At 68.2% G+C, this 25,078-nt stretch carries 19 protein-coding genes and 1 pseudogene; 6 read left to right on the top strand and 14 right to left on the bottom strand.

What is annotated here, in order from left to right:
- Window positions 1-19: 19 nt before the first annotated feature.
- From OG207_RS08360 to OG207_RS08340, 5 genes are all read right to left on the bottom strand, one after another.
- Window positions 20-811: an ABC transporter permease gene (locus OG207_RS08360; protein ID WP_329097301.1), complete on the bottom strand. Its 792-nt coding sequence runs from the start codon at window positions 809-811 to the stop codon at window positions 20-22.
- Window positions 808-1,794: an ATP-binding cassette domain-containing protein gene (locus OG207_RS08355; protein ID WP_329097299.1), complete on the bottom strand. Its 987-nt coding sequence runs from the start codon at window positions 1,792-1,794 to the stop codon at window positions 808-810. Before OG207_RS08355 ends, OG207_RS08360 begins: the two co-directional genes overlap by 4 nt.
- A 329-nt stretch (window positions 1,795-2,123) precedes the next feature.
- Complete coding sequence (locus OG207_RS08350; RefSeq protein WP_266845870.1) at window positions 2,124-2,450, bottom strand: DUF1048 domain-containing protein; 327 nt, start codon at window positions 2,448-2,450, stop codon at window positions 2,124-2,126.
- Window position 2,451: 1 nt separating this feature from the next.
- Window positions 2,452-2,808: a DUF1048 domain-containing protein gene (locus OG207_RS08345; protein ID WP_266845869.1), complete on the bottom strand. Its 357-nt coding sequence runs from the start codon at window positions 2,806-2,808 to the stop codon at window positions 2,452-2,454.
- On the bottom strand, window positions 2,805-3,131 hold the full coding sequence (locus tag OG207_RS08340) for a PadR family transcriptional regulator (RefSeq protein ID WP_266674586.1): 327 nt from the start codon (window positions 3,129-3,131) through the stop codon (window positions 2,805-2,807). The genes OG207_RS08345 and OG207_RS08340 overlap by 4 nt, the downstream gene beginning before the upstream one ends.
- A 168-nt stretch (window positions 3,132-3,299) precedes the next feature.
- Here OG207_RS08340 and OG207_RS08335 point away from each other — a divergent pair, with 168 nt between their 5' ends.
- Window positions 3,300-3,662, top strand: coding sequence for a hypothetical protein (locus OG207_RS08335; RefSeq protein WP_443072689.1), 363 nt, complete (start codon window positions 3,300-3,302; stop codon window positions 3,660-3,662).
- A gap of 234 nt (window positions 3,663-3,896) precedes the next feature.
- Here OG207_RS08335 and OG207_RS08330 read toward each other — a convergent pair whose 3' ends face one another.
- Complete coding sequence (locus tag OG207_RS08330; protein ID WP_329097295.1) at window positions 3,897-4,628, bottom strand: MerR family transcriptional regulator; 732 nt, start codon at window positions 4,626-4,628, stop codon at window positions 3,897-3,899.
- Between the two features lie 54 nt (window positions 4,629-4,682).
- Here OG207_RS08330 and OG207_RS08325 point away from each other — a divergent pair, with 54 nt between their 5' ends.
- Window positions 4,683-4,967 (top strand): hypothetical protein, encoded by a 285-nt coding sequence (locus OG207_RS08325; protein ID WP_329097294.1) that lies wholly within the window; start codon window positions 4,683-4,685, stop codon window positions 4,965-4,967.
- Window positions 4,968-5,103: 136 nt separating this feature from the next.
- On the opposite strand, the gene lysA is transcribed toward OG207_RS08325, so the two are convergent.
- Window positions 5,104-6,438, bottom strand: coding sequence for a diaminopimelate decarboxylase (gene lysA / locus OG207_RS08320; protein WP_329097293.1), 1,335 nt, complete (start codon window positions 6,436-6,438; stop codon window positions 5,104-5,106).
- An 11-nt stretch (window positions 6,439-6,449) separates the two neighbouring features.
- Window positions 6,450-6,812: an SAV_915 family protein gene (locus OG207_RS08315; protein ID WP_329097292.1), complete on the bottom strand. Its 363-nt coding sequence runs from the start codon at window positions 6,810-6,812 to the stop codon at window positions 6,450-6,452.
- A gap of 292 nt (window positions 6,813-7,104) precedes the next feature.
- Here OG207_RS08315 and OG207_RS08310 point away from each other — a divergent pair, with 292 nt between their 5' ends.
- On the top strand, window positions 7,105-7,617 hold the full coding sequence (locus OG207_RS08310; protein WP_329097291.1) for a universal stress protein: 513 nt from the start codon (window positions 7,105-7,107) through the stop codon (window positions 7,615-7,617).
- A 99-nt stretch (window positions 7,618-7,716) separates the two neighbouring features.
- On the opposite strand, the gene OG207_RS08305 is transcribed toward OG207_RS08310, so the two are convergent.
- Complete coding sequence (locus OG207_RS08305; RefSeq protein ID WP_443072688.1) at window positions 7,717-7,902, bottom strand: hypothetical protein; 186 nt, start codon at window positions 7,900-7,902, stop codon at window positions 7,717-7,719.
- Window positions 7,903-8,265: 363 nt separating this feature from the next.
- A complete protein-coding gene (locus OG207_RS08300) occupies window positions 8,266-8,643 on the bottom strand; it encodes a hypothetical protein (protein WP_329097290.1) in 378 nt (125 codons plus the stop codon).
- A 314-nt stretch (window positions 8,644-8,957) separates the two neighbouring features.
- On the opposite strand from OG207_RS08300, the gene OG207_RS08295 reads away from it, so the two are divergent.
- From OG207_RS08295 to OG207_RS08285, 3 genes and pseudogenes are all read left to right on the top strand, one after another.
- A protein-coding gene (locus OG207_RS08295; protein WP_402697823.1) for an IS3 family transposase occupies window positions 8,958-10,210 on the top strand; the annotation gives its coding sequence in 2 pieces (ribosomal slippage) (window positions 8,958-9,237 and window positions 9,237-10,210; 1,254 coding nt in all).
- A 26-nt stretch (window positions 10,211-10,236) separates the two neighbouring features.
- Window positions 10,237-10,698 (top strand): annotated as a pseudogene (locus tag OG207_RS08290) (transposase); the annotation flags it as partial.
- 406 nt (window positions 10,699-11,104) lie between these two features.
- Window positions 11,105-11,527, top strand: a complete 423-nt coding sequence (locus OG207_RS08285) for a hypothetical protein (protein WP_329097286.1) — start codon at window positions 11,105-11,107, stop codon at window positions 11,525-11,527.
- Window positions 11,528-12,323: 796 nt separating this feature from the next.
- On the opposite strand, the gene OG207_RS08280 is transcribed toward OG207_RS08285, so the two are convergent.
- The 4 genes from OG207_RS08280 to OG207_RS08265 form a co-directional block, all read right to left on the bottom strand.
- A complete protein-coding gene (locus OG207_RS08280; RefSeq protein WP_329097284.1) occupies window positions 12,324-14,750 on the bottom strand; it encodes an ATP-binding protein in 2,427 nt (808 codons plus the stop codon).
- A gap of 78 nt (window positions 14,751-14,828) precedes the next feature.
- Window positions 14,829-17,978, bottom strand: a complete 3,150-nt coding sequence (locus tag OG207_RS08275; RefSeq protein WP_329097282.1) for a hypothetical protein — start codon at window positions 17,976-17,978, stop codon at window positions 14,829-14,831.
- Entirely contained in the window at window positions 17,975-21,619 is a 3,645-nt protein-coding gene (locus OG207_RS08270; RefSeq protein ID WP_329097281.1) for an AAA domain-containing protein, read from the bottom strand. Before OG207_RS08270 ends, OG207_RS08275 begins: the two co-directional genes overlap by 4 nt.
- The gene (locus OG207_RS08265; RefSeq protein ID WP_329097279.1) at window positions 21,579-24,860 is read right to left on the bottom strand and encodes a hypothetical protein; all 3,282 of its coding nucleotides are present in this window, start codon (window positions 24,858-24,860) and stop codon (window positions 21,579-21,581) included. The genes OG207_RS08270 and OG207_RS08265 overlap by 41 nt, the downstream gene beginning before the upstream one ends.
- Between the last annotated feature and the right edge of the window lie 218 nt (window positions 24,861-25,078).

Here is a 25,078-nt window from a genome sequence, read left to right as displayed (position 1 = left end):
GCCGGCGCGGTCGTCCCGGTTACTTCGGGTCGCGGTTGAACTGCGCCGTCGACCAGCGGAAGCCGAGCGCGGTCAGGCCGACGCACCAGGCGATCGCGATCCAGCCGTTATCGCCGATCTCGGTGCCGAGGAGGAGGCCGCGCAGGGTCTCGATGGCGGGGGTGAAGGGCTGGTACTCGGCGATCGGCTGGAACCAGCCGGGCATGGTGTCGGCCGGGATGAACGCACTGGAGATCAGGGGGAGGAGGATCAGTGGCATGGCCATGTTGCTGGCCGCCTCGGGGTTCGGGCTGGCCAGACCCATGCCGACCGCGATCCAGGTCAGCGCCAGGGCGAAGAGCACGATGAGCCCGAATGCTGCCAGCCACTCCAGGACGGTCGCGTCCGTGGAGCGGAAGCCGATGGCCACGCCGACGGCGCCGACGAGGACCACGCTCATGACGGATTGCAGCACGCTGCCGACGACGTGTCCGATGAGTACCGAAGGGCGGTAGACCGCCATCGTGCGGAAGCGGGCGATGAGGCCCTCGGTCATATCCATGGAGACGTACACCGCGGCCCCGATCACGGTGCTGCCGATGGTCATCAGCAGCAAGCCCGGGACGATGTAGGCGATGTAGTCGGAGCGGTCGGAGCCGCCGCCACCGATGCCCGCGCTCATCACGTCGCCGAAGATGTAGACGAAGAGCAGCAGCATCATGATCGGCGTGAGCAGCAGGTTCAGGGTCCCTGACGGGTAGCGCCGCGCGTGCAGCAGGTTGCGGCGCAGCATCGTGTTGGAGTCGCGTACAGCGAGAGAGAGGGCGCTCATCGGGCTGTCTCCTTGGGCTGGTTGGGGACGTTGGCCGGGCTGGTCAGGGCGAAGAACACGTCGTCGAGGTCCGGGGTATGTACGGTCAGTTCGTTCGCCTCGATGCCGGCGGAGTCGAGCCGGTCGAGAACGGAGCGCAGTTCGCGCTGACTGCCGTCGCTGGGGATGGACAGCGACAGTGCCTCGTCGTCCCGGGTGACCTCGCGAAGGGCGTCAGCGGCGGACTGGTACGCGACCGGGTCGGTGAAGCGGAGCCGGACGTGCCCGCCCGGGACGAGCCGCTTGAGCTCCTCGGCGGTGCCCTCGGCGACGATCTTTCCGTCGTTCAACACAGCAATGCGGTCGGCCAGTTCGTCGGCCTCATCCAGGTACTGGGTGGTGAGGAAGACGGTGACGCCGTCGGAGACGAGGCCGCGGATGATGCCCCACATGTTGTGGCGGGAGCGTGGGTCGAGCCCTGTCGTCGGCTCGTCGAGGAAGATGATCCGCGGGCTGCCGACCAGTGTCATAGCGAGGTCGAGGCGGCGCTTCATCCCGCCGGAGTAGGTGGAGGCGGGCTTCTTGGCGGCTTCGGTCAGGCCGAATCGCTCCAGCAGTTCGGTGGCGACCCGCCGCCCCTCACGCTTGGTCAGGTGGTGCAGGTCCGCCATGAGGAGCATGTTCTCCTCGCCGGTGATCAGTCCGTCGACGGCGGAGAACTGCCCTGTGACACCGATCGCGGCACGGACCGCCTGCGGGTCGGCGGCCAGGTCGTGCCCACCGACGTGCAGCTCGCCGGCGTCGGCGGTGATGAGCGTGGACAGGATCTTCACGGCGCTGGTCTTGCCGGCGCCGTTCGGGCCGAGCAGCGCGAACACGGACCCGGCCGGGATGTGCAGATCGATACCGTCGAGGACGAGCTTCTCGCCATAGGACTTGCGTAGTCCGACGGCGGAGACAGCGGTCGGAGACGGGCGACCGTCCACCCAATTGGGTGTGGGCATGACAAATGAAGGCATGGCGACTTCCCTTTCGAAGGCAGGAGACGCAGGGGGATGCTGTTTCGGAATTCGGCTCAAGCGAACGTCTGTGACGGCACGTCAGTCATGCGCATCGACTTGGGGAGGGTGTCGATCGCCCTGCCGCGGGGACTTGACCGTCGACGGTGTTGCCTGCGTCGGCAGGGCTGAGTCGGGCCTCGCCGGGGCTGCTCGGCCCACCTCGGCGGGCAGGATCTGCGGCGGCCTCTGGTAGTCGGTCGGACCGCATTTGTTCGCGCCGCGCCGAAGCGATGAGCCGTGCGTGCTACGCCCGCTGAGGTGAGCGGTGGAGGCTACTTCCCGGCCGTGCCGGGTTCCCTGTTGAGGGATTCCTGGTAGGCGTCCGCATAGGTCGGAGAGTCCTTGATCAGGTCGTCACAGAACGCCGCGACGTCGCTGCCGATGAGTTGCAAGACGCCCTTGCCCGCTGCGACGCCCTCCTCGAAGAAGTCGACGATCCCGGGGAGCAGGGGCCCGTCAGGCAGGTCGATCGGTCCGACCTTGAACAGGTACTTCTGCATCTCCTTGTAGACGATCTGGTAGTCCGGCGGGAGCGCCTTGACCCGAGCCGTGTGCGCCCGCCACTGCTTCTTGCCCTCGATGATGTCCTGGATGCCCATGTCAGCCTCCCAGCCTGCTCAATTTCCTGGCGACGTTCCTGTTCAACTGCTCGCGCCAGCGGTCGCGATAGGTTCGGGCCCCTTCGCCGCCGGCCAGTGCCGTGCAGAAGCCCCGGATGTCGTCGCCGAGCACCTCCTGGACGCTCTGCCCGTCCGCCGCCGTTTCTTCGAGCAGTCCCAGGGCGGCGTCGAGGATCGGCATCAGGTTGCGGCCGGTGAAGTCCCCGTGGGGGAGCAGGCCGACCTTGATCTGTTCCCATGCCGCCCGGTAGTCACCCGGCAGGGCGGCGGCCCGGGCTTCGAACGCCTTCCATTCCCTGGTGAGATCGCTGCCTGTGATGGTCTCCCAGAAGTTCATCTCCCGCCCTCCTTGAGCTTGTCGATGCGTGATGAGACGTACTGCCATTTCGCCCAGAACTTCGCGAGCTCCTCGCGGCCCGCGTCGTTGAGCGCGAAGAACTTGCGCGGGGGACCGACCCCGGATGGTCGCTTCGTCACCTGGACGAGTCCGTTCCTCTCCAGTCGCAGCAAGATGGTGTACACCGTCCCCTCGATGACGTCGGTGAAGCCCAGCTCGTTCAGCTGACGGGTGATGGCGTACCCGTAGGTCTCCTCGCGGTCGATGATCTCGAGCACGCACCCTTCGAGCGTGCCCTTCAGCATCTCCGTCAGGTCGTCCATCTCAAGTCTTCCTCCTCGGCGCCATCGGTACTGCGTAGTACCGAGTACGGCTATACGGTACCACCGAGTAGTGGAGGGTGCCAGCAATCGGCGAACAGGTACCGGACCCTGCGATCCGCGCCACTGCCGGCCTCGAGCGTCTGCCCTCGAGCTGATCGCGATCGAGTGGTGCAAAGCGTCGTCGTCGACCACGTACACGTCCCGTCGCCGCTGCGGATCGCGTCCGCACGGGACGAACCCCGACGCTTCGCCTACACGTGGGGGTGCCGGGACCCCGAGCACTACGCCGTTCCCCACGTGCTCGACCTCCGGAGGGAGTCCGGCGGGGCGGGCACCTGGTCCTCCGGCCACGGCGAGACCGGGTGCTTGGGTGCGCAGCTGGCCCGTGTCGAGATGCGGGTCGCGTTCTCCGCGCTTCTCGAGTGCGTTCCCACGCTGCGCATGGCCGTACCGGCCGCGGAGGTTGTCCTGCGTCCCGAGACGCGGGACATCTGCGGGGTGAGGTATCTCCCGGTCGCTTGGGACGCGTGACCGCGAGCCAGTTGCAGGTGACGCCGTCTACGGTCGTCCGCCACCGCTGGGGTGCCCGCCTGCGTCGATCGCGTCTGCGGCGCCGTACTGGGACGGTGAACAGACCCCTCGCCGTGCCATGCGGGTCGACCTGGAAAGATGGCGCCCTCGCCCACCCCGCTCCACGCCGCAGCCAAGGGTATTGTGATGGTCCGAGATGAGGCGCGCCTCGCAGATCGCTTCAGGGTGCTCATGTCATGCGTTCAGTTGGGCGCGAATGAGCGAGTCGAGTCGTTCCCATGCCGGGGACGAAGCGTTGACCGTGCCCTGGATGAGGGCGGGGATCTCGGAGTCCTTATCCAGGCCGGGCCGTTCGTCGGACCCGTAGCGCTCCCGGTTCGCCTCGGCGATGCGGTGGGCGAGGTCGTCGAGGCGCGGGTCGTCGGCGTCGAGGTCGTGCGCGTGGTCGTAGCCGAGGAAGAGCTGCCGTAGCGTCGGGTCGGCCAAGATCTGGGCCTGGTCGTGAAACAGGGTGATGGCACGGTCCGGGTGGGTGGCGAACACGAGGATCCACAGGTCGCGTTGCAGGTCCACCCATCGAGGCGTGAATCCCCAACGGGCCAGGTCCTCCAGATGGGCGACGACTTCGCCGGGTAGCGGTACCAGCCGCCCGGCGGCGAGCCGGTGTAGGCGCCCCTGTGTTTCCTGCAGGCTGCGGATGCGGGCGCCGAGTTCGTCGTCGATCTCGCCCAGCGCCTGCCGGAATTCCTCGTCGCTCGCCGCTCTCAGATCCCGGATACGAGCCAGAGGGACGCCGGCTTCTGCCAGTGTCCGGATCTTGATCAGTTCGACGGCGTCGTTCGCACCGTACCGCCGGTAGCCGGACGCGTCGCGGTCGGGTTCGGGGAGCAGTCCCTTGTCGTGGTAAACGCGGACGGTCTTGATCGACACTCCGATGTAGCCGGCCAGCTGTCCGATGGTGATCACGCGCTCATCGTCCCACTTGACCTTGCCCCAGGGGCAAGGTTGCAGCATGGCGTCATGGAGAACACGAATCCCGATCGGGAGACCCTCCGCGAGCTGGCCGACGAGGGCAACGAGACCGCGCTGGACCGGCTGGCCGACCTCGCGGACATGGCTGACGACCTCGCGGAGCTGAGCGACCTGTTGGACGAGGGATCCCGGCACGCCGGGTTCCTACTCACCCGACGCGCGGTGGCAGCCGGTGACCTGCGTGAGCTGCAACGGATCTTCGATGCCGGATACGAAGAGGCCGGGAAGGAGTTGGACCGGCTGCTGCAGGCACCGGGCGGTCATCAGGGCTGACGATCCGCCCGGCCGCCGCACCTACGCGATCTCAGCTCGGATGGCTACGCGTCGCGATCGTCCATGACCACTTCTTCCCGCATCTCACCATGAAGACATGAAGAAGCGTAGGCGGCGGACGTGCCTTGGCGTGGTCTTAGATGCCGATGTCCCGGTTCCGGTAGTCCTGCAGGGTTTCGCACCGGACAAGGAGCCGGGCAGTGCCCTCGTGGACGGCGACGACGGCGGGGCGGCCGACCAGGTTGTAGCCGGATGCCATGCACAGCTGGTAGGCACCGGCAACCGGAACGGCGAGCAGGTCGCCGGGGCGGATGTCGCCGGGCAGGTGCACGTCGGCGGCGAGGACGTCGCCGGCCTCGCAGTGGCGGCCGACGACCGTGGTCGTACGGGGTCCGGCCGTCGAGCGGCGGCCGATCAGGCGGGGTGCGTAGCGCACCCCGTACAGGGCGGGCCGGGGGTTGTCGCTCATGCCGCCGTCGACGGCGACGAACACCTTTTCGCCGGTGTGCTTGACGGCGAGCACCCGGTACAGCGCGACTCCGGCCGGCCCGACGACGGCCCGCCCGGGCTCGATGAGAAGCCGGGGGACGGTCAGCCGGGCAGCGGCGCAGCCCTCAATGAGCTCCGCCCGCAGCCGTCGGGCCAGCGCGGTCAGGTCCAAGGCGGGTTCACCGGGCCGGTAGGCAATGCCGTGGCCGCCGCCCATGTCCAGCTCGGGCAGGACGACGCCGTGCGCGTCGCGGATGCGGGCCATCAGCCCCACCATCCGGCGCAGCGCGACCAGATAGGGCTTCACGTCGGAGATCTGGGAGCCGATGTGGCAGTGCAGGCCGGTCAGTTCGAGCTGCGGCTGGCCGAGGATCCGTGTGACGGCGTGCTGCGCGCCCCCGTCGGTGAGGGACAGACCGAACTTCTGGTCGTCCGTACCGGTGCGGATCTTGTCGTGGCCGCCGGCCGAGACGCCCGGCACCACCCGCACCATGACCTTCTGGCGCCCGTCGGGGCCGACGGCGGCCGCGATCCTCGCGATCTCGGACGGACTGTCGATGACGATCCGCCCCACACCGAGGCGTAGCGCCGCCGCCAGGTCGCGGGGCGACTTGGCGTTGCCGTGCAGCACGATGCGCTCGGGCGGGAAGCCGGCGGTGACGGCGAGCTCCAGCTCCCCGGCGGAGCACACGTCGAGGCCCAGTCCCTCGTCCTGGACCCAGCGCACCATGGCGCGGGACAGGAACGCCTTGGCGGCGTACAGCACATCGGCGTCGGGGAACGCGTTCCGGTAGGTGCGGCAGCGCCCGCGCACCTCGCCCTCGTCCAGCACGTAGGCCGGTGTGTCGAACCGGTCGGCGATCTCGGTGAGGGGTACCCCGCCGACGGCCAGGCCGCCGTGCGGGAGTGGCGTCATGGACGCGGGCCATATGGAGAGTTCACGCGCGTCGGTCGGTATGGCGGAGAGCGCGGTGATAGTCATGTGTGATCCCTTCAGGCCGTCCGGGCCGTGGTTCCGGGTGCCTGCGTGACCGGTGCCGCGAGCAGGGCGGTGCTCGCGGCCGCGGTGACCGGGGGAGCGGTGAGGGTCGGGTCGACGGTCAGCAGGTTCACCCCGAGCGGTTCGGACATTGCCCGGAGAGCGGCTTCGGAGAGCCGGATCCAGGGCTGGGCCGTGCCGAGCGCGGCGGCGAGCCGGTCCGGGCTGGTGAAGCCGACGGCGGTACGGGTTCCCAACGGGGTGCGGAACAGCCGCACCACCTGGTGTGCTCCTCCCGGCCGGGCGGGCACGTACAAAGGCCCGGCCGGGGCCTGTTCTTCAGGCTCGGGGTCGTCGTCGTACAGGAACAAACACATGGGGCCCTCCCTGAGGAACCACGAGTGGCGATTGGCGCCCCGGCTGCGGGGAGGCGGGCCGGGGCGCGTCATCGAAGCTATCCCCGCACCCCTGCACCTGTGGCCACCTCGTAACGGGACCCATACGGCGACCGGCCATGTTCTTACGGATCACTGACGGCCGGAGCCACGGGCATCAGAATCCCGTCATGGTTACGGATCTCCGCGTTAGAAGGCCATCAGCAACATCACGTCATCCTCCATTCCGGCTCTTCTATGGGAACTGGTGGACGAAGCAGAGAGGGAAGAGGCCGTGCGAAGAGTCGTGGTCGGTGTGACGGGAACGCCGGGGAGTCTGTCCGCGCTGCACCGGGCGGCCGCAGAGGCCCGCGTGCGCGACGCGGAGCTGCGGGTCGTCCTGGCCTGGCAGTTACCGGGCGGTGAGCTCGGAAGCCGCAACAGCCTCGGGCCCTCCGCCCTGGCGGAATGCCGCGCCGCGGTTGTCGAAAGACTCCGCGAGGTCCTCGATACGGCGTTCGGTGCCGTAAAGCCCGGTGTCACTGTCGCCGGCCTCACGGTACGGGGGACCCCGGGCGCGGCCCTCGTGGACGCTGCCCGCGACGTGGACGACCTCCTCGTCGTCGGCACGGGATCACGCGCCGCGTTGCGCCGCCTCGTCCGCCCTTCGGTGGCTCGCTACTGCCTCGCGCACGCCGCCTGCCCTGTTCTCGTTGTGCCTCCGTCTCCACTCCAGAGCGAGCTCGATGCCGCACGCCGACGCAACTTCTGGAGAATGCCGCTGGACCTGCGGGAGCTGACTCCGTGAGCCGGGTGACGCCATCACCGTGAGGAGGCGAGCCCGTGTCGACGGGGTAACGGGGTCTTTCGGCATGCGATCGACGTGCTCAGCTGACCGCGTGCACTGTCAGCAGCAGTCGCAGCCGGGCGGGCACGTGCAGTTGGCCTCGGTCTCGCCAGGTTTGATCGCGTCGCCGACAGGCATGGGGCCGCAGCAGGACTCGCCGCGCCAGGCGTCACGGCCTTCCTTGACGGCTACGGAGGCGATCACCAGGGCGGCGATCGGGTCGGCCCAGGCACACCCGAGGAGCATGGCCAGCAGCCCGTGACAAACGCCGCGCGCCGCAACCCGGCTCTGCGCTTTGCCGGCGGATGCTGGGCAGCGGTGGCTGCCTCGGAGGTGTCTGCCGCGAGTGCTCCTCCGAGGGGCCCTGGGGACCAGTTGGGGACCATACGGTGTGCGCGATGGCGCACGATAGCCCTCCCCACGCACAACTTGCGCCCGGATTAAATCTGTTATGTGCAGACAATCCCGGTGGCCCGCACATCTGGGGGTCAAGGGGTCGCAGGTTCAAATCCTGTCGTCCCGACTAGGGAATCTTCCCGTAGTCGCAGATGAGGGCCTTGTTTCACTTCGGTGAGGCAAGGCCCTTGATCGTTTGTGTGGGCTGTCGTGTCACAAGACGTCACGGACGCTGCACCACCTTGTTCCGCGACCGCTTGGGAAGGCTGCGGTCGTAAAATCCTGCTCCCAGAGAGTGCCGCACGCCTCGGCGGGACGCTCAGCAGTGAGGGTCAGGAGCATCACCCCGAAGAGCCGATCCTGTTTGATTGCTTCGATAAAGGCCGCCTTTCGTGGCGCGTCGCGCGAAACGCGCACGTGCTCAGCGGCATTACGAACGAAACAATCGCGCGGGCCGGATGGCATTGTCGTAATTTGAGGCGTTCTTCTCATCTGGCGTCTGCGGCCATCAGGCCGCCGCGGACCATCGGTCACAAAGCGGTACCGGGTCGTGCCGCCCTTGAGTGATGTCTTGCTGATCGGCTTGCTCATCGCGTACCCACCTCATGCAAACACTCATACCATCAGCGATACCCCGCACTCCTCAGGTTGCCTCCAGATAGCCGATGAGCGATGCGATGATTACTCGATACCGGTTGCCTAACGAGACGACACGAAACGGGACCCGACCCCGCTTGATCAGCTCGTGCAGGTGCGACTTGGCAACCTCTCAGTCGGGGGCGCTACGGGCTGACTGTGATCTTTCAGTCAGCGCAACCACCCCGAACCATCTTCTTGCGGCGCGTTACTAAGGGCTGAACCGTTCCGGGTTCGGTAGGGACTCGATCGTTTGAGAGGATCGAGTCATGGCACGTCCTTCCCAGTACCCGCTTGAGCTGCGCCGTCGTGCGGTGCGGATGGTCGCCGAGGTGCGGCCCGACTACGACACCGAGTGGGCCGCGATGAAAGCGGTCGCCGCGAAGCTCGGCATCGGCACGACCGAGACGCTGCGCAAGTGGGTCCGTCAGGACGAGATCGACGCCGGGACCCGGCCCGGGACGACGACGGAGGAGTCGGCCGAGCTGAAGCGGCTGAAGAAGGAGAACGCCGAGCTGAAGCGGGCGAACGAGATCCTCAAGGCCGCGGCGAGTTTCTTCGCGGCCGAGCTCGACCGGCCACACACACGCTCGTAGCGTTCATCGACGAGCACCGGGACCGCTTCGGCGGAGTCGAGCCGATCTGCCGTGTTCTGACCGAGCACGACTGCAAGATCGCCCCGTCCACCTACTACGCCCACCACAAACGCCGGCAGGCACCCTCGGCCCGCACCGTTCGCGACACCGAGCTGAAGACCTTGATCAAGGAGGCATACGACGCCAACTACCGTGTCTACGGCGCGAGGAAGATCTGGCGGCACCTGAACCGCCAGGGCCAGACCGTGGCCCGCTGCACCGTCGAACGGCTGATGCGCGAGCTCGGCATCACCGGCGCCGTCCGCGGCAAGAGAGTGATCACCACGATCCCGGACCCCTCCGCGCCCAGGGCGCCGGACCTGGTCGACCGCGACTTCGTCGCGTCCGCGCCGAACCGCTGCTGGGTCGCCGACTTTACCCACGTCGCCACGTTCTCCGGCGTCGTCTACGTCGCCTTCGTCGTGGACACCTTCTCCCGCCGCATCGTCGGCTGGTCCGCCTCGACCACGAAGCAGACCCGGCTCGTCCTGGACGCACTGGACATGGGACTGTGGCAACGCGACCGCGACCAACACCCGCCCTTGCCAGGCGAGTTGGTTCATCACTCGGACGCGGGCTCGCAATATACGTCCTTCACGCTGGCCGAACACTTGGAGAAGGCCGGCATCGCCGCCTCGATCGGATCGGTCGGCAACGCATACGACAACGCGCTGATGGAGTCCACGATCGGCCTCTTCAAAACCGAGGTGATCAAGCCGCAGCGGCCCTGGCGATCCCTCGCCCAGGTCGAGCTCGCCACCGCCGAATGGACCGACTGGTACAACCACACCCGGCTCCACGGTGAGATAGGGCACATCCCGCCCGCCGAATACGAAACCAACCACTACCTGAGCACCACGAAACCCCAGGTCACAACCAACATCTGAGCTCTCTACCGAACCCGGAACGGTTCACTGTGCTGATCGTAGACGGCACCCTGGTGCCCACCCGCGACCACGCCATCTCGGCGCAGTCGAAGAACTACCGGTACTCCACGAACCACCAGATCGTCATCGACGCCGACACGCGCCTGGTCGTCGTGGTCGGCCGGCCGCTCGCGGGAAACCGCAACGACTGCAAGGCCTGGGAAGAGTCCGGCGTCAAAGCCGCCGTCGGCGAAACACTCACGATCGCCGACGGCGGCTATCCCGGCACCGGACTCGTCATGCCCCACCGCCGCCGGAAGGGCGAAGACCTGCCCGACTGGAAGCAGGCGCACAACAAGTCCCACAAGCAGGTCCGTGCCCGCGTCGAGCACGTCTTCGCCCGCATGAAGACCTGGAAGATCCTCCGTGACTGCCGTCTCAAAGGCGACGGCGTTCACCACGCCATGCTCGGCATCGCCCGCCTGCACAACCTCGCCCTCGCCGGATAGGCGGCGACCCGCACCACCACGACCAACCACACCAGCGTCGACTCAAAGATCAGTTACGGGACAGCCCTTAGCAGGCTCAATAAGCTGCTCGGTGGAGGGAAACTGGTGTGGGCTGCACTCGGGGCGGTCGTCACGCTCGTCGGAACGGCTATCGGCGCAGCGGCTGCGTGGCCCCAGTGGCTACCCCCCCAGACATCTACCAGAGCCCAAAATTTCCGTTGTATCGCAAGAAAACGGATTTGCATGGGTCACCCCGGCTTCAGTAGCAGCGATCACCAAAACGCCGGCGAATGTGAAGGGGGCGTGCACCCCAGAACTGGAGTCCTGGCTGAAGTCAAAAGAAAGCGTTCCAGGGGCCATTGTCATTCGCTTCGTACTTACGACAGAACGCGATGAGTCCGTTGTCGTGCTGGGTATCCGCAACAATGCGCGAAGAATTGATGATAAGCCAAGGATGGCCACGGGCGTGATTCCTTGCGAGCGGGGTGGGGGAAGTTTGGTATACGTCAGAAACATCTACCAAAGCGTTGACCGTCAACCTTCCGTAAGTGTAATCACTGACGAGAAGGACAAGCAGCTTAAGAGCTTCAAAGTGAACCTAGCCAAAGGGGATGCTCTGGAGGTCAACCTCACGCTTGGAGTTGAGTCTCCTGGCGGTGTATATGAAGTAACCCCAGAACTGGAGATCCTTAAAGGGGGTAAACATGAGTTTCTTGAGATTCCGAATACGGGAAGCCCGTGGAGGGTGGCGGGAAGCCTGCCTTTGGAAGCACCGGGCGTAAGCTTTGGATCAGACAGTCGCTCTCTGCCCACCTTTCCGAAGACTTGAAGTGCGGCTTTCCTCCCCCCTCTGAGGTCAAATCATGCCCTCCGTCGCATCCGAGGGAAATGGGCAAGGGGAGATGAGAGACGTACCTCTGGCCCGGGCGGGTCGAAGTACCGATTGAGGCAGTACCGCTCGACCTCGGCCAGGCCGCGGGGGAGACCTCGAAGGTCGGGGGGTCGGGGGGTCGGGGAGTACGGAGCTTGCGGATCTGGTCGTCAGGCAGCCGGATGTAGGCCTCTCCTACGCCGAGCTGCAGGGGGCTGTGGTGGCGCGGAGATCGGCACGGTTGAGTGGTGCGGTCTCCATGGGGCCTTGGCGAGGACCTGGGGGCCTCCCGGTCGGGCAGGGCGAGCGTACGCGGGTCGTTCAACTCGTCCTCGACCTGCTGGTAGTGGCGCTGCCAGTCGTTGCGCCGGGTAGCGGTGACCTTGATGAGCCCGTCACGAACGGCCTGCTCCATGACGCGGCCGTCGGCCAGGTCCTGCACGACCTCAATGGCCATACGTACGCCGATGAGGGCCCGGCTGGGGAGCGAGATCGCCCGACGTCGCGGTAGCTCACCTTCCTGTTCGCAGCGCATGCCCAAGCGAGATGGCGAAGGCACGCAGCTCCAGGGGAGACGTCCTGCTCACATCGCCAGGAGTGACGGTCTTTCCGGTGTGCCATGTCGCCCTCTCTTAGGTGAGGGCGCCCGTGTTGCGGGCGCAGGCGCTGGGCAGGCCGTGGTGTGGCAGGGGGATCTGGGGGCTTGGGCCTCCCCGTCGGCCGTGCGGGCCGGGATGCGTGCGGGCGGGAGGCGTCACCGGTCGACCCTGCGGGCGGGTTGGGGAAGGTCGAGGCGTACGTGCACTCCCCGCAGGGTCGGGTGTGCGTCTCCCGCGGGTCCGAGGGTGATTTCGGCGGGGCCCTCGGCCACGTCGGCCAGGATGCTGCGCACCTGGTGCAACCCGTCTCCCCGGTGGGGGCCCTTCGTCGTGCGCCCCTTCCGGAACACCAGGGTGGGGCGGTCCTGGAACTGTCCTACGAGTCCCTCCCCGCTGTCGAGGACGTCGACGACGAGGTCGGGATCGTCGATCTGGACGATGACCTGTACGGTGCCGCCGCCGATGGCGGACACGGATTCGGCCGCGTTCTCCAGGATTTCGTAGAAGACCACTCGCAGGGCGTCCGCCGAGAGGGCGGAGTAGGCGTTGGCCGGGCAGCGGATGTCGACCTCCACCTGCGGGTGGACCGCGCCCAGTTCGGCCGCCAGTTCTCTGAGCACGTGGTCCAGTCGTGAGCTTCCGTCAGGCGCGAGCCGGGCTCCGGCCTCGGTCTGGGCTAGCACCCGGCTGGCGGTGGAGAGTAGTTTGTCGCGGTCTGTGGAGACTAGTCCAGTCAGGGACTGGTAGGCGGCGAAGTCGGGGGCGAGGCGGTGCCGGTTGCTGCGCCAGCCGGTGAGCTGCGCGAGCAGGGCCGACTGAGCGTCCGTGGGTTCGGTGGCCGTCGCGGCCGGAAGGCGTGCGACGGCGCGGGTCAGTCGTTCCTCGGCGTCCTGGGCGAGCATACCGAGTACCTTCGCCCGGGGCAGCAGCCAGTGGTCGGCCTCGTCGTCGGGGCGGAGGAACCCATCGGCGGCAAGTGCGGCTGCTCCGGCGGCGACTGCGGCTGCGGTGTCCTTCCCGGTGGCCACCATGGCGGCCACCGCTCGGACGTCGTCCATGCGAACGCGGCCGTCCGGTTCCGCCACGTACAGTGTCGCCCACAGGGTGACCAGGGTCGCCTCATCCTGGCATCGGCCCTCCAGGTGCTCCTCCATGGCGCGCACCAGGTCGGTGTCGCCCTGCCACGAGGCGAAGCGGCCGCCCGGAAGCAGGGTGGTCCGGGGCTGATCGGGCGCGGCCCGGTGAAGCATGGTGTGCAGCAGGCCGATGTCGAAGCCGGTTGCCGACTCCATTTCGTCGACGACCACGGCGTCGCCGAGACCCGCGAGGTCAACGATCCAGCGGAGGCGCTGCCACCGGGTCTCGCCGTCGCCCAGTAGCCGGTTGAGATCCTTGGGGCTCCGCCCGGCGAGGACGGATAGCGGCCACTGCCTGGCCAGCAGGCGGAGCATCGCGGTGGGCCGGTGTGTGGTGAGGGGAAGCAGCCGCAGAAGGTCGCGGGTGGACAGCACGGCGCATGGTTCTCCGCCAAGGTAACCCGAGGGTGTGAGGCCGCGCCCAACTGCGATGCACTGCTGCAGCCCGGCGAGGTCGCTCGGCAGGCCCGGGCTGTTGGGCGTTGAGACAAACAAGTCGACACGGTCGGTGTCGTGGAGGTGGCGCAGTGGGTCCTCGGCGAAGAGTCCGTCGAGGGAGGTCAGGAATCCGGCGCCGTCCGGGCGGGCGGTGACCGGCGCGAGCTGGTCGCCCGTTCCGAGGAAGCGGCCCAGCGCAGAAGTGAACGCGACCACTGCCTGTCGGGTGCAGCTCTCCTCGGACATCAGGTCGTCGTAGGCGTCGAGCAGCGCCCGGGCAACTGGGTCGGCGGGCTCCCACCGCTGGTACTCCGCCACCCGCGGAGCGCTCGGATCCACCAGGACCTGACAGACCACGTCGGGGTCGAAGGCTGCACGCCAGGGCTGGAGTTGCGGAACGGCCTCCGGCAGCAGCGCACCAGGTGGTTCCCGTTCGAGTACGGCGCGGGCAACCCGCAGCTGGCCGGCAGCGAGGAGGTCGTTCAGGTAGGCGGTCCGTGCCGGGCCCCGCTCGTCGGCAACGGTGCTCGCACGCAGTGCGTCGACGGCGGTCGCGATGTCCTGGGTCAGGATCTTCTCGTGCTGCGCCAGCAGAGTCGCGACGGGAGCGGTGCGGAGTCGTGTGCGTTTCCTGAGATCGTCTGTGTCCAGTCCGGCGGGCGGCGCGATGTCCGCGTTCTCGGCCCGTCGCCGCAGTTCGGCGACCTTCAACCGCACCGCCTCGTCGGCCGCCGCGCGGGCGCTGCCGAGTGCCTGTCGGAAGTTGGCGGCGCCGTCGCGGAGCTCACGGCAGTCCGTCAGCATACCGTCGGCGAGCTCGAACTCGCCGGCCTCGAGTAGGCGGTGGTACACCTCGGTCGGGGTGGTCGGGCCGTGGTAGGTGTCGAGCAGAGCCATGGCCAACTGCCGGGGGTCGGGATCCTTGTCTGCCGCGAGTGCGACGAGGACGGCCTGGTGACGGAATCGGTCGGGCCAGTCGGCGAGCAGATCACGCAGCGGCATGCTCATGTTGTCTCCTGTGTCGATCTGGTGCCGCTTCGTGCGATGCGTTCCGCTTGATGAATCCGATGGGCCGGCTCCGCTCTCTCATTGGGCTCCACCGGCGTGGTTCAGGGGGCGAAGGCGGTGCAACAGTGCGAGGGAGGGCTGTGCGTGCAACGGACCCAAGGCCTCCGCCTCTTGGAACAGCTCGTCCCAGCGATCGCGGATGAGCCGGGTGACCTCGTGATAGTGGCCGTCGGCGCCGGTGCTGCCGTTCGAGGTTGTGGCGAGTTCCTCCATGAGTGCGATGACCTCGCGGGCGTTGGCGACGATGTCGGCGGCACGAGCCGCGTAGCGCATCAGGTTGTAGTTGGTCCACTGGATCGAGGGATGGTGGCCATCGGCGACGATCTTGTCGAGGTACAGGAGGATGTCCGGGCCAGCCGGTAGGTCCGACTTGAGTTCCGCGTACGTGTCGGCGGTGCCTGGGTCCGGGGCGCTGGCAACTTCCTGGATGCGGGACATCAGCCCGCCTGCGGCGAACAGGTGATCGTGCAAGTAGTAGCCGCCACGGAAGGCGAAGGCCTGCCGGGCGGGGCGGAAATCCTCGACGCGCTGCGTCAGTACCTGCCGAGCCTGGGCGAGCTGCTCGGCGCGCCGGGTGCGTCCGGCTTCCGAGGCCAGCTGTCGCAGCGGCAGTGCCCGTCCGGTGGCCTCGTGGTAGGCGACGGCTCTTTGGCCGAGTTCGCGCCAGACGGTGGGCAGGGGAACCTCAGTGACATCCGCTGACAGCTCCGCGAAGACATCCGCGCCTGCCGGGCCGCCCCACAGCAGGAGTTCGGCGATGGCTCCGGTCAGGCCCACGGCCCGCTCCTCGCGTCGAGCGGGGAGGCCGAGCGCCGCGTAGTAGAGCGAATCGCCGGTCGGGCCGTATTCGACCGGCACGGCGACGGTGCTTAGTTCCGGTGACACCGGGCCCGTGCCTGCTGTCAGCGGCGCGAGCAAGTGGGCTTCTACGAAGGCGTGGCGGCGCCAGGCATCCTCGATCAGCCAGTTCGCCCAGCGCTGCCATTGCGGTTCCTCCTGGGATCGGGAGAGGAGCGTACTGACAGCCTGGCTGCGCAACTCGCCCCATGACTCCGGGGCTCGAAGGAGTTCCTCCAGGTCGGTCCAGGCGCGGTCCTCCGCCGCTTCGGCCGGTGCTGTTGGCGCATCCTGCGCCGGTGCGCTGTGCCAGTTGGCGATGCCGAGTTCATGGGTGTGGCGGGCGGCGAAGTCCGCGCTGAGGATCTGCAGGCCGACGTGTCCGCTGAGCATGTCGGCGTCTGTTCGGTGGGATCGGCGGACGAGCGGTGAGCAACTGCCGACGAGGACCACCTGGTCGCAGACCACCGACCGTGTGGTCGCCCTTGCGTGGCGCAGTGTCCTTGCGCGGCGGACGGTGGCAGTGAGTTGTTCGAAGGCCTCGGAGGCGGTGGGGCCGGCCGGCACCGGGTGGAAGAGGTGAACGGTTGCGCCGTCCTCAAGCTGTTCCTGCAGGTGGCGTCCGAGGGCATCGCCGCAGGCGTCGTGATCCGCGTCGTCGTCCGTGATGGCAATTCGGCGGACCTCGGAGTGGAGCGCGTGGTGGAGCAGAGACTGGTACTCGGCGTCCTCGGCCATCAGGACCACCGGAACTCCGGTGTGGAGGCCCTCGACCGCACCGGTCAGCCGCATGGCGGTGTCCCGCCAGTCCGCAGCCCAACGGATCCGGGCGACTGCACTGTCCCGAGTGGCTTCCTCTGGGAGCTCGGGCAGGTTGCGGGCTACCGGCGCTGGCACGGGGGCCGGCTCGATGCCGGTGTTCCGGCCGAGGTCCTCCGGTCGGAACGCGATCCGACGGCCGGCATGCCAGTGCGGGAAGTACCGACGTGCCCAGATGAGCAGGTCCACCACGCACCGTGCAGGTTCGGCGGCGCCCTCGGCGCGTCGGACGAGCACGCAGCCGCCGGGGTCGCCGGTCAGCAGGCTGCGGGAGCCGATGCAGGCTTGTTCGTCGTCCTGGATCACCAGGCTGGCACGGATGCGGGCCCCGCGGTCGGCGAAGATCATCCGGTCGCCGTACCGAGCCTTGAGGTCGTGAAGCGCGTTCGCCACCTTGTTGGGGAGGGAGGTGTTCACCAAGGTGCCCCACAGGAGCACGACGGTGACGTCCCGTTCAAACGCGTCCTCGAGGTCTGGCAGGATCTCCTTGAGCGGCCCGTACTCGATGGTGGGGGCGGCGATGACGATCTGGCGGCGGGCTGATCGGATGAGGTCGGACCTGGTCCAACGGACTCCCTCGCCGACCGCGACCGGTTCGGCTGCAGCCCGGAAGCCGGCCAGGTAGTCGATGCGTTCGCCAAGTCTGCGCGCGGCGGTCTGGAGTTCCTCGTGAGCCAGCTTCAGCTTGGTCGCAGGCGTGGCCGCTGCGGCGTCGGCGAGCCGGGTGAGTCGGCTACCGAGGTAGCCGAGGTCGGTGCGCGCGGGACGACTCGGCTCAGCCACGTCCCGGAGCCTGGCGACGAAGGGGTGGGGCGGATCCTGTTCGGAGAGGAACGCGATCTCGTTCCGGAACCGGTCCCTGGCCTGCTGGTTCCATTCGGAGTCGTCGGAGATCTCGACGGAGAGACGTCCTGTGTCGAAGTCGCTGTGCACGGCACCACGCACGGACAGCCAGCGCATCGAGCCGTCGGCGCTGAGTAGCGGGTTGCCGAAGGAGACGTCGAGGACGTTTTGGCGGAGGCCACGGTTGCGCCGGTCATACCGGATCGCCGAGCTCACGGCGCGCAGCAGTTCGCCGCGCGGCAGGTCGTCGGTGCCGATGCCCTGGCGGACCGGGGCCTCGATGGCTCCGGCGGGCGGGGACGACAGGGACGAGGCGTAGGTGAACACGCTGCCGGTGATCGGCTCGTAGACGAATTTCCGCTGCTCCTGCTGGACCCCCGCGCTCGCGAGGGCGGAGCCCTGGGCGATCAGGTCCCTGGCGGTGTCGGTGAGTTCGAGTCGGCCTTCGGAGAAGTCCACCGAGACGTAGCCCTTGGTCCACAGGCCGTGCACGACGTCGAGCATCACCCGGCGGGGCAGGGTGAAGAGGTCCGCAAGGTCGGCGACCGTCCGACGGCCGGCGGCGACAGCCCGGGCGGCCAGTCCCTCCAGGGTGGTCGCGCCCTGCTCGGGACCGAGCACCAGGGTGAGGGTGACGGCGCGGACGGGAACGGCGATGGTGACGTTCATACGAGCGGCTCCTGCACGGCGTCCTTGATCTTTCCGATGCGGCGGAACACCGTGGTGACGTGTTTCCAGGCCTCGCCGCCGTGCTCCTCGAAGTGGGGCAGGTCACCGACCACGACGAGTAGCTTGCGAGCCCGGGACAACAGGACGTTGACGAGTTCGGCCTGCGCCACGTGCCCGACGTTGTGGCGGGTGTCCGGGCCCTGCACGGTCGAGCGGACGAGCGAGACGATCACCAGGTCCGCCTCCTGCCCCTGGAACGAGTGAACCGTGTGCACGTGATTCCGCAAGTTTCCGAACTGCTTCAGAGCGCGTACCTGTTGGCTGTACGGGGTGAGCACGGCGAGGTCCAGGGAGTCGCTGTGGGCAGTGCCGGCGAGCTGGTCCACGAGCTCGGTGACCAGCTTCGCCTCGCCGTCGTTGCGCCAGTACGGCTTGTCGGCACAGTCGCGGCGGTGCGAGGTGTCGAGCCAGACCAGGGGGCTGCCCGCGAGGTAGGGCGGTGTGGTCAGCTCGTGGCGCTTGGCGAGTCCTGTGGGCGGGGTGATGAGGAAACTCTCGGGCAGGCCCGTCGGGTCGTACCTCACCTCGCCGTCCTCGCCGCGTTGCTGGTAGAAGGCCCGCGCCACTGGTTCGGCGATGTCGGGGTGCATACGGAACTGTTGCTCGAGCTTGTCCAGGGGCGAGCCGGGTCGGTGCTGCTGCTCGTCCTTCTTGAAGAGCGTCCCGAACAGCTCGAGGTGGGCAAGGTAGCTCTCGGCCATCTCGACGTGGCGGGCGACCTGCACGTTGCCGCTCTCCCGTAGCGTCTCGAGGAAGTTGCGCACGTCGGTGGCCCGGTGCGGGCCGAGCTGGCGGTGGTCGCCGATGAGTGTCCACCGCACGCCGAGTACCAGTGGCATGATGATCTCGGTGGGCCAGGCCTTGGCCGCCTCTTCGATGAGCACCCAGTCGAAGATGTCGGAGGCGTCCCGGATCTCTTCGCTGAGCGTGCCGGCGATCGAGCAGGTCGCAAGGACGATGTTGGCACCGGCCTTGATTCTGTCGGAGACCTCCAGGAGGTTGTTCTCGACGAGGTCTGCCCACTCCCGCGCGAGCCTGAGTTCGGCCCCGGCGATGCTTGCCCCGTCCGGGCCGGGGGCCGACATCCGCTGGGCTGCCCGGTGGATGTCGTCCCTGAGGTTCTCGGAGAGTTGCGTCAGCGTGTATGGGCGAAGGACCGGCGGCAGGCTGTCCAATCCCCGCGAGTCCGGGATTTCCCGCAGCAGTAGTACTCGCCGTTCCTCGAGTTCGGACTGCAACTGTTCGACAAGCCGCAGCCCGAGGTGGTCGAGCGCGCCGTTCGACTGCGCGCTCACCAGGACCCGTGCCCCGGGTTCGGCCCACAGGTAGCGCTGGACGGCGCGGGTCGCGATGGTGGTCTTGCCGGTGCCGGGCGGGCCCTGAAGGGCAAAGAAGGGGTGGGTCTCCAGCATCCTTCCGATGATCTTCATGGCGTTGCCGGTCAATCGCGGGCTCTCGTCGGAATCGTTCGGGTGCCACTGACCCCGGTTGATGGTGATCGAAGAGGGCGAGTGCAGGGCACGCATCAGCCCCTGCTTCTGCCGCAGGGCCTCCACGCCGCGCGCCATCCTGCTGAGCTGGATGGCTGTGCCCCGGTCCTGGGCGGGCCGCAGCCAGCCGACGGGCGGAAGCTGCTTTGCGTCAGAGGTACGCACCTCCACGGTGTCCGCGTCTTTGCGGCCGACCAGCGTGACCTGCATCCGGTCGCGGCCGAAGTACGGGGTGCCCTCCCCGGCCACCACGTCGAGCGCGACTTCGCCGTCCTTCTCCGCCTGTTCGGCAAGGAGGGAGGCCGCGAAGTCGCCGAGTTCCGGACGGCGCCGGGGATCGGCTGCAAAGGCGGTCAGCAGAGGGCTGCTGTGCCGGTACTCGGGGTCGCGGTCACGATCGATCTGCAGGATGTGAGTGCTGCCGCTGTTGCCCTCCTCGACCCTGGTGTACGGGTACTGCCGGGCCCGTTGAATGACGCCCTGATAGTCGAGCATGAACTCCATGGACCTCAGCAACTGCTGGTTCCCGGGGTCGTGGGCAGCTCGGCCGGCCTTCACGGCATCGGTGAGCGGCGTCCAGTCAGGGCGGTCCTTGAAGTGAGCGCTGAGATCCTGGCGGGCACGGTACGCGACGAGGTCTATCCTGCCGATCCGGCGCCGCGGCCGGGCCGCGAGGATCTCCTGGGCGAAGCGCCGGTCGACCAGGTACTTGATGACCAGCGTGCGGGTGTGCCTGGTCCGGATCTGCCCGGAGAACGTCTCGTCGTAGAGGAACGCGCAGAACCAGACGGCCTGTTCACCGATCAGCGCCCACTCGGCCTGCTGCAGGCGCTCCTCACGCCCGGAGACGAAGCCCTTCGCGCCGCCCGGAGACCACACCAATTCGGCTTGTCTCAACTCCCACTTCAGAAAGTCCCGGAGTTCGTCGCGTCCGGTGGGTTCCTCGGGGCTGTGGGCGATCCACTGGCGCTGTCGGTACACGGTGTCGACTGACTCGGCCGGCATGAACGCGACCAGGTGGGGCTGCCGTTCGGGGTCGATGTCCTCCCATAGATCACAGATCGCCCCCCAGTGTTCTTCCAATGAGCGGGCTGCCTCGAACGAGGAGCGCCTCGCGCCGGGCTCCGGGTCGAGCATCCCGTCCAGAACTCGAACCAGTTCACGGGGGATGCCCCGGCCGGCCTGGGCCTGCAGATGCTGGCGCATCTTCGTGTGCAGGGTCTTCAGGGCACCGGGCAACTCACCCGGACCGGCGGTGGAGATCGCCGTGTACGGCTCCGGAAGCGTCTCGGCGAGCGGCCCACAGAACAGTTCCCAGCCGAAAACGCCGAGGCCGAAGACGTCCGTGCTGCTCCAGTCGCGCCGGGGCTCGGGCGCCTCGTCGAAAAGCGAAGGCCAGGTCTCGGGCGCGAGGTAGGCAAGGTGATGGGCACGTTCGATGCCAGCGGGCGGCTCCAGGTAGAGCGTGTTCATCAGAGTGCGATACTCGTCGTTCCTGGACGGCGCGTAGAGGGTCCTGACCAGGTTGCCGAGCAGCGCGCTCATCTCGAACCGCCCGAGGGCGAAAGCGTACCGGCCATCGCCGTTCTGGCGGATGGTGATCGCGCCAGGAGTCAGGTTCCGGTGCAGGATCCGCGCTCCGTGCAACTGACTGAGTGCGTCGACGAGGAGACTGTACTGCTCGAAGGCGAGGCTGCGGTTGTCCCTGACCCATTGCGGGAAGTCATCGCGGTCCCAGGCTTCGCTCAGCCGGGTGCCGATCTGCCTCGTCATGGTGAAGGCGACTCCGAGTCCGGCGTCGAGTCCTCCGTCGACGATCTCCGGCAGCGCGGGATGCCCGATTGCTTGGAGGCGCAGCAGGTTGCGGACCTCGTGCTCCCAGAGCTCGCCCGCCACGCCGAAGATCTTGCCGAACAGGAAGGCGTCGAAGAGGTCGGACTCGTCCCCGGGGCGCTGGAGCGTGGCCCATAGCATGCGGTCGCCGAGCGGTTCGGGCCTCTTGACGCACTCGTAGGGGCCGTAGGGCGCGTCGCTCCCCACGAACAGCTTGTCAATGATCTCCTGGGGGCTCGCGCCGTCGAATGCCATCATCCGGAACTGACTCCTTCCACGCCTGCAACTCGGTCGGTGCCGTCTCCAGCACCACGACTCCGTCCTCGACCGCTACGGCGGTCCGCCCGCGCTCGAGCGTCGCCCGGTCTCGTACGGGTGCTCCCAGGTTGTCGGGCAGGCCGATGTCCCACGGGGGCAGCGGTGCGGACCTGGCCCCCTCGGCCCGGCGCTCGGTCCCGTCAACGGCGGCGAAGGTTCGTTCCGTGCCGTCGTCCCAGTGGACCGTGATCAGTTCTTCGCCGTCGGTGGCGAGCATGCGCGTGACGCGTTGCGCGCCCGAAGTTGCGACCTGAAGGCCGGCCGCCTCCTGGGGCGTCGGGTCCCAGATCCGGATTCGGGTATCCAGCGAGCTGGCCGTGACCGGGAGCGCGGTGGCCTCTGCGAGGCCGGGTGGTCCGGCGACGGTGGTGAGCCGAGCCGCGCCGACAGGACCGTCGGCGCGGATCTCGGTGATGCTGCTGCGGGTGGAGAGGTCCCACAGCCGGAAGACGCCGTCCCTGGTCGCGGTCAGCAGCCGCGCGGTGTCGCCAGGGCCTGCGATACCGGCGAGGGTGACCAGGTCGGCGGATCCGGTGTCCATGGGAGCATCGTCGTGAACCAGGCGGTCGTCCGCGTCGACGGTCCAGAAGGTCACTTGGCGTGCGCCGTTCTCTGTGGCGGCGCTGGCCAGACGTGTCGCCCGCCCGGCACCGGGAAGCAGCGTGAGCGCAGCCTGTGGGTTGGTCGTGGCTACCTTGGCCACCCGCTTCGGCTTCTCCCCTGTGACGTCCCAGAGGACGAGGCGGGTGTCGGTGCTGGTGACAACGCGCCGGGCGTCGATCGCGATGACGGTGCGCGGTTTCCCGTAAGTCGTGGGGGCAACCTGTGGGCGCGGCACCTGCTTGTCGAGGTCCACCACGGCGACGTAGTGCTGCGGCCCGACCAGCGTCAGCCGCCCACTCCCACTCGGCGCGACGGCCATGCCTGTCACGAAGGTTGGTGTGTCGAACTCGGCGACCTTCTTCGGCGCGCTGGATACGTCCCACACACGAACCGTCCGATTGCCGTGGGCGACGGCCACCCGCGGCCCGTGGCCGCTGGCCGTCGGGGGAAAGGCGGCCAGTGCCGTCAGCCCCGCGCGGGGCGGACCTGGCACCACCGCGATCGGGGCGTGGCTGAACCACGGATCCCAGACCATGACCGAGCCGTCCTCCGCCCCGCTGACAAACCTGGCGCTGCCCTCGTTCCAGGAAGCCAGGGCGCGGACCGGCCGAGTGTGCCCGCCGAGCGTCAGGTGCGGGGCGTGGCGACGCAACAGCCCCCAGCTCACCCACCACGACGCCCCGGGGCCTGCCTGGGGCAGCCGGCCGGTGGTACGCAGAGCGCCCAGCTGACGCAATCCCGGTCGGTCGGAGGGCCGGGCTGCACGGATCAGCGGTGCTGCGGTCAGGCTGCCCAGCACTTCTGGGGGGAGGCCCTCGGCGGATCCTCCCGCGGGAAGCGTCAGGCGGGCCGCGAGGACGTCCCGGCCGAGATCGGGTAGAGCCGTCTCGTCCAGGGCGCGCGTGGACGCCGCAAGCTCGCGCCAGCCTGCGGGTCCTGCGGCTGCGGCGTGGCCGGAGAGATGGCGCACGAGGTAGTCGTTGGCCGGCCTGTCGGACAACTCGGCTCCGTGCTCAATGAGTTCGACTAGGGCGCGAACGACGGCGACCCTGTGGTCGGCCCCGGACTGTGCCCTGAGCGCGTCGGAGAACGTGCGGTGGGCGAGCCTGTGAACTGTCTGCCGTTCATCACCGTCGAGCAGGACATAGGCGGCGGCGCGGTCGAGCAGATAGGTAATGTCGGTGTCGGCGGGGGCTGTGCCGTCCGGGGCGAACGCCCGGGCGATGGTGGCCCACACCTGGTCCGCGCGCGGCACGCCGCGGCCGCGGCCGTGGGCGAGGGCAGTGAGCAGGTGTTCTGCGGCGGGGAACTCGTCGGTGATGCGCGCGAGCGCACCATCCAGGAGGCCGCGCCCGTTTTGGGTCAGCAGTCGGTCGAGGTCCGGGCGAAGGCTGGGGGTGAGCAGCTCGGGCCGTTGCTCGATCTCCCTGACGACAAGTGCCGTCTGAAGGAACTGCCAGGATTCATCAGCAACACGTTCTGCCACGGTGTTTGCGACGGACGCTACGGTCTCCGGACTCCCGAGCTCCCGCAGGCTCGTATCGACGTAGCTACGTGCCGCTTCCGGGTCTCCTGCCAACCAATGCGCCCGTGCCTGCCCGGTCCCCTCGCCGAGCGCGTCGAGCAGCGTCCGCCCCGGTGCCGCTCCCGGAGCCGACGGTACTGCGTCGGGGCGGGTGCCGACGATCAGCCGGACGCCTGGCAGTTGGGCCAGCTCGCGCAGCAGGTCGGCGACGAGTAGCGGCTCGTCCGCCTCGTCGAGGGCGTCGGCGAGGATGTGCACCGCTCCACGGCCGTGCAGTGCGGTTTCGAGTGCGACGACGCGGCCCTCGGCGGAGAGTTCGGGCGAGAGGATGTTCGGGATATCGAACGTATGGGCGAGTCGGTCGATCACCTCGTCGGGATCGGCTCCGGTGAGGTGTACGACCGCGTCGAACGGCGGCAGGCTGAGTCCTGGCTGGAGCCTTTCGCTGAAACCCGCTGCTTCCAGTTCGCTGCCGATCTCCGGGTGCGCGTGCATCAGCAGGTTGCCGAGGAACGCGGACTTGCCGACGCCGGGGTCGCCGGTGACGGCGAGGATGTCCGGTGCGGTGGTGTCGGCGAGCCACGCGGCGACGGCTTCCCGGTCGGCGGTGCGGCCGGTGAATCCCCAGGACAGCTCAGCTGACCTGCTGCACACCCCCTTGCGCAGGAAGTGAGCGAGCGCGCTGTCGTTCGATGCGTCGAGCAGACGGTGGAGGCGCTGGTAGTCCTCGACCGTGGCTGTGACAGGCAGCGGCTGTACGGGGCGTCGGCGCAGCGGCAGACAGCGGCCGATACCCACCGGCTTGACGATCAGCCCCTGGCTGCCGTCGAGCCGGGCGGCAAGGTCCGCCGGGCGGATATCGACGTCATGGTCGGTGTAGCCGGCCAGGACGCGATTGAGTTCGGTGTACAGGGTCCCAAGGTGCCCCGGGCCGTGGTTCTCCCCGGACCCGATCAGCAGCGCGCCGAAATCCCTGCCCGTGGTCCGCTGTAGCCAGCGGAGCTCGCCCTCCACCTGATCCATGAAGCCGGCGGCGCCGCAGGCTTCCACCATGACCAGCGCCCAGTGCCGTTCCTCTCGGGACAGATACTCGTCGTCGAGGTGCCGGGCCAGGCTCTGCGGGACGAACGCGGCGTCCCGCTCGCTGTCCGCCCTTGCCGGAACGAGTAGTTCGGCCCGCTGCCCGAGTGATCTGCCGTGGCCGATCCAGAGCAAGGCCGAGGTCCTGGCGCCGCCCCCTGCGGCCCAGTCCGCCAGCCGGTCGTCGACGG

This window comes from Streptomyces sp. NBC_01439, assembly GCF_036227605.1.
Classification (GTDB): Bacteria; Actinomycetota; Actinomycetes; order Streptomycetales; family Streptomycetaceae; genus Streptomyces.
Note: the sequence above shows the minus strand (reverse complement) of the source record. Positions and strands in the feature narration are given on the sequence as shown.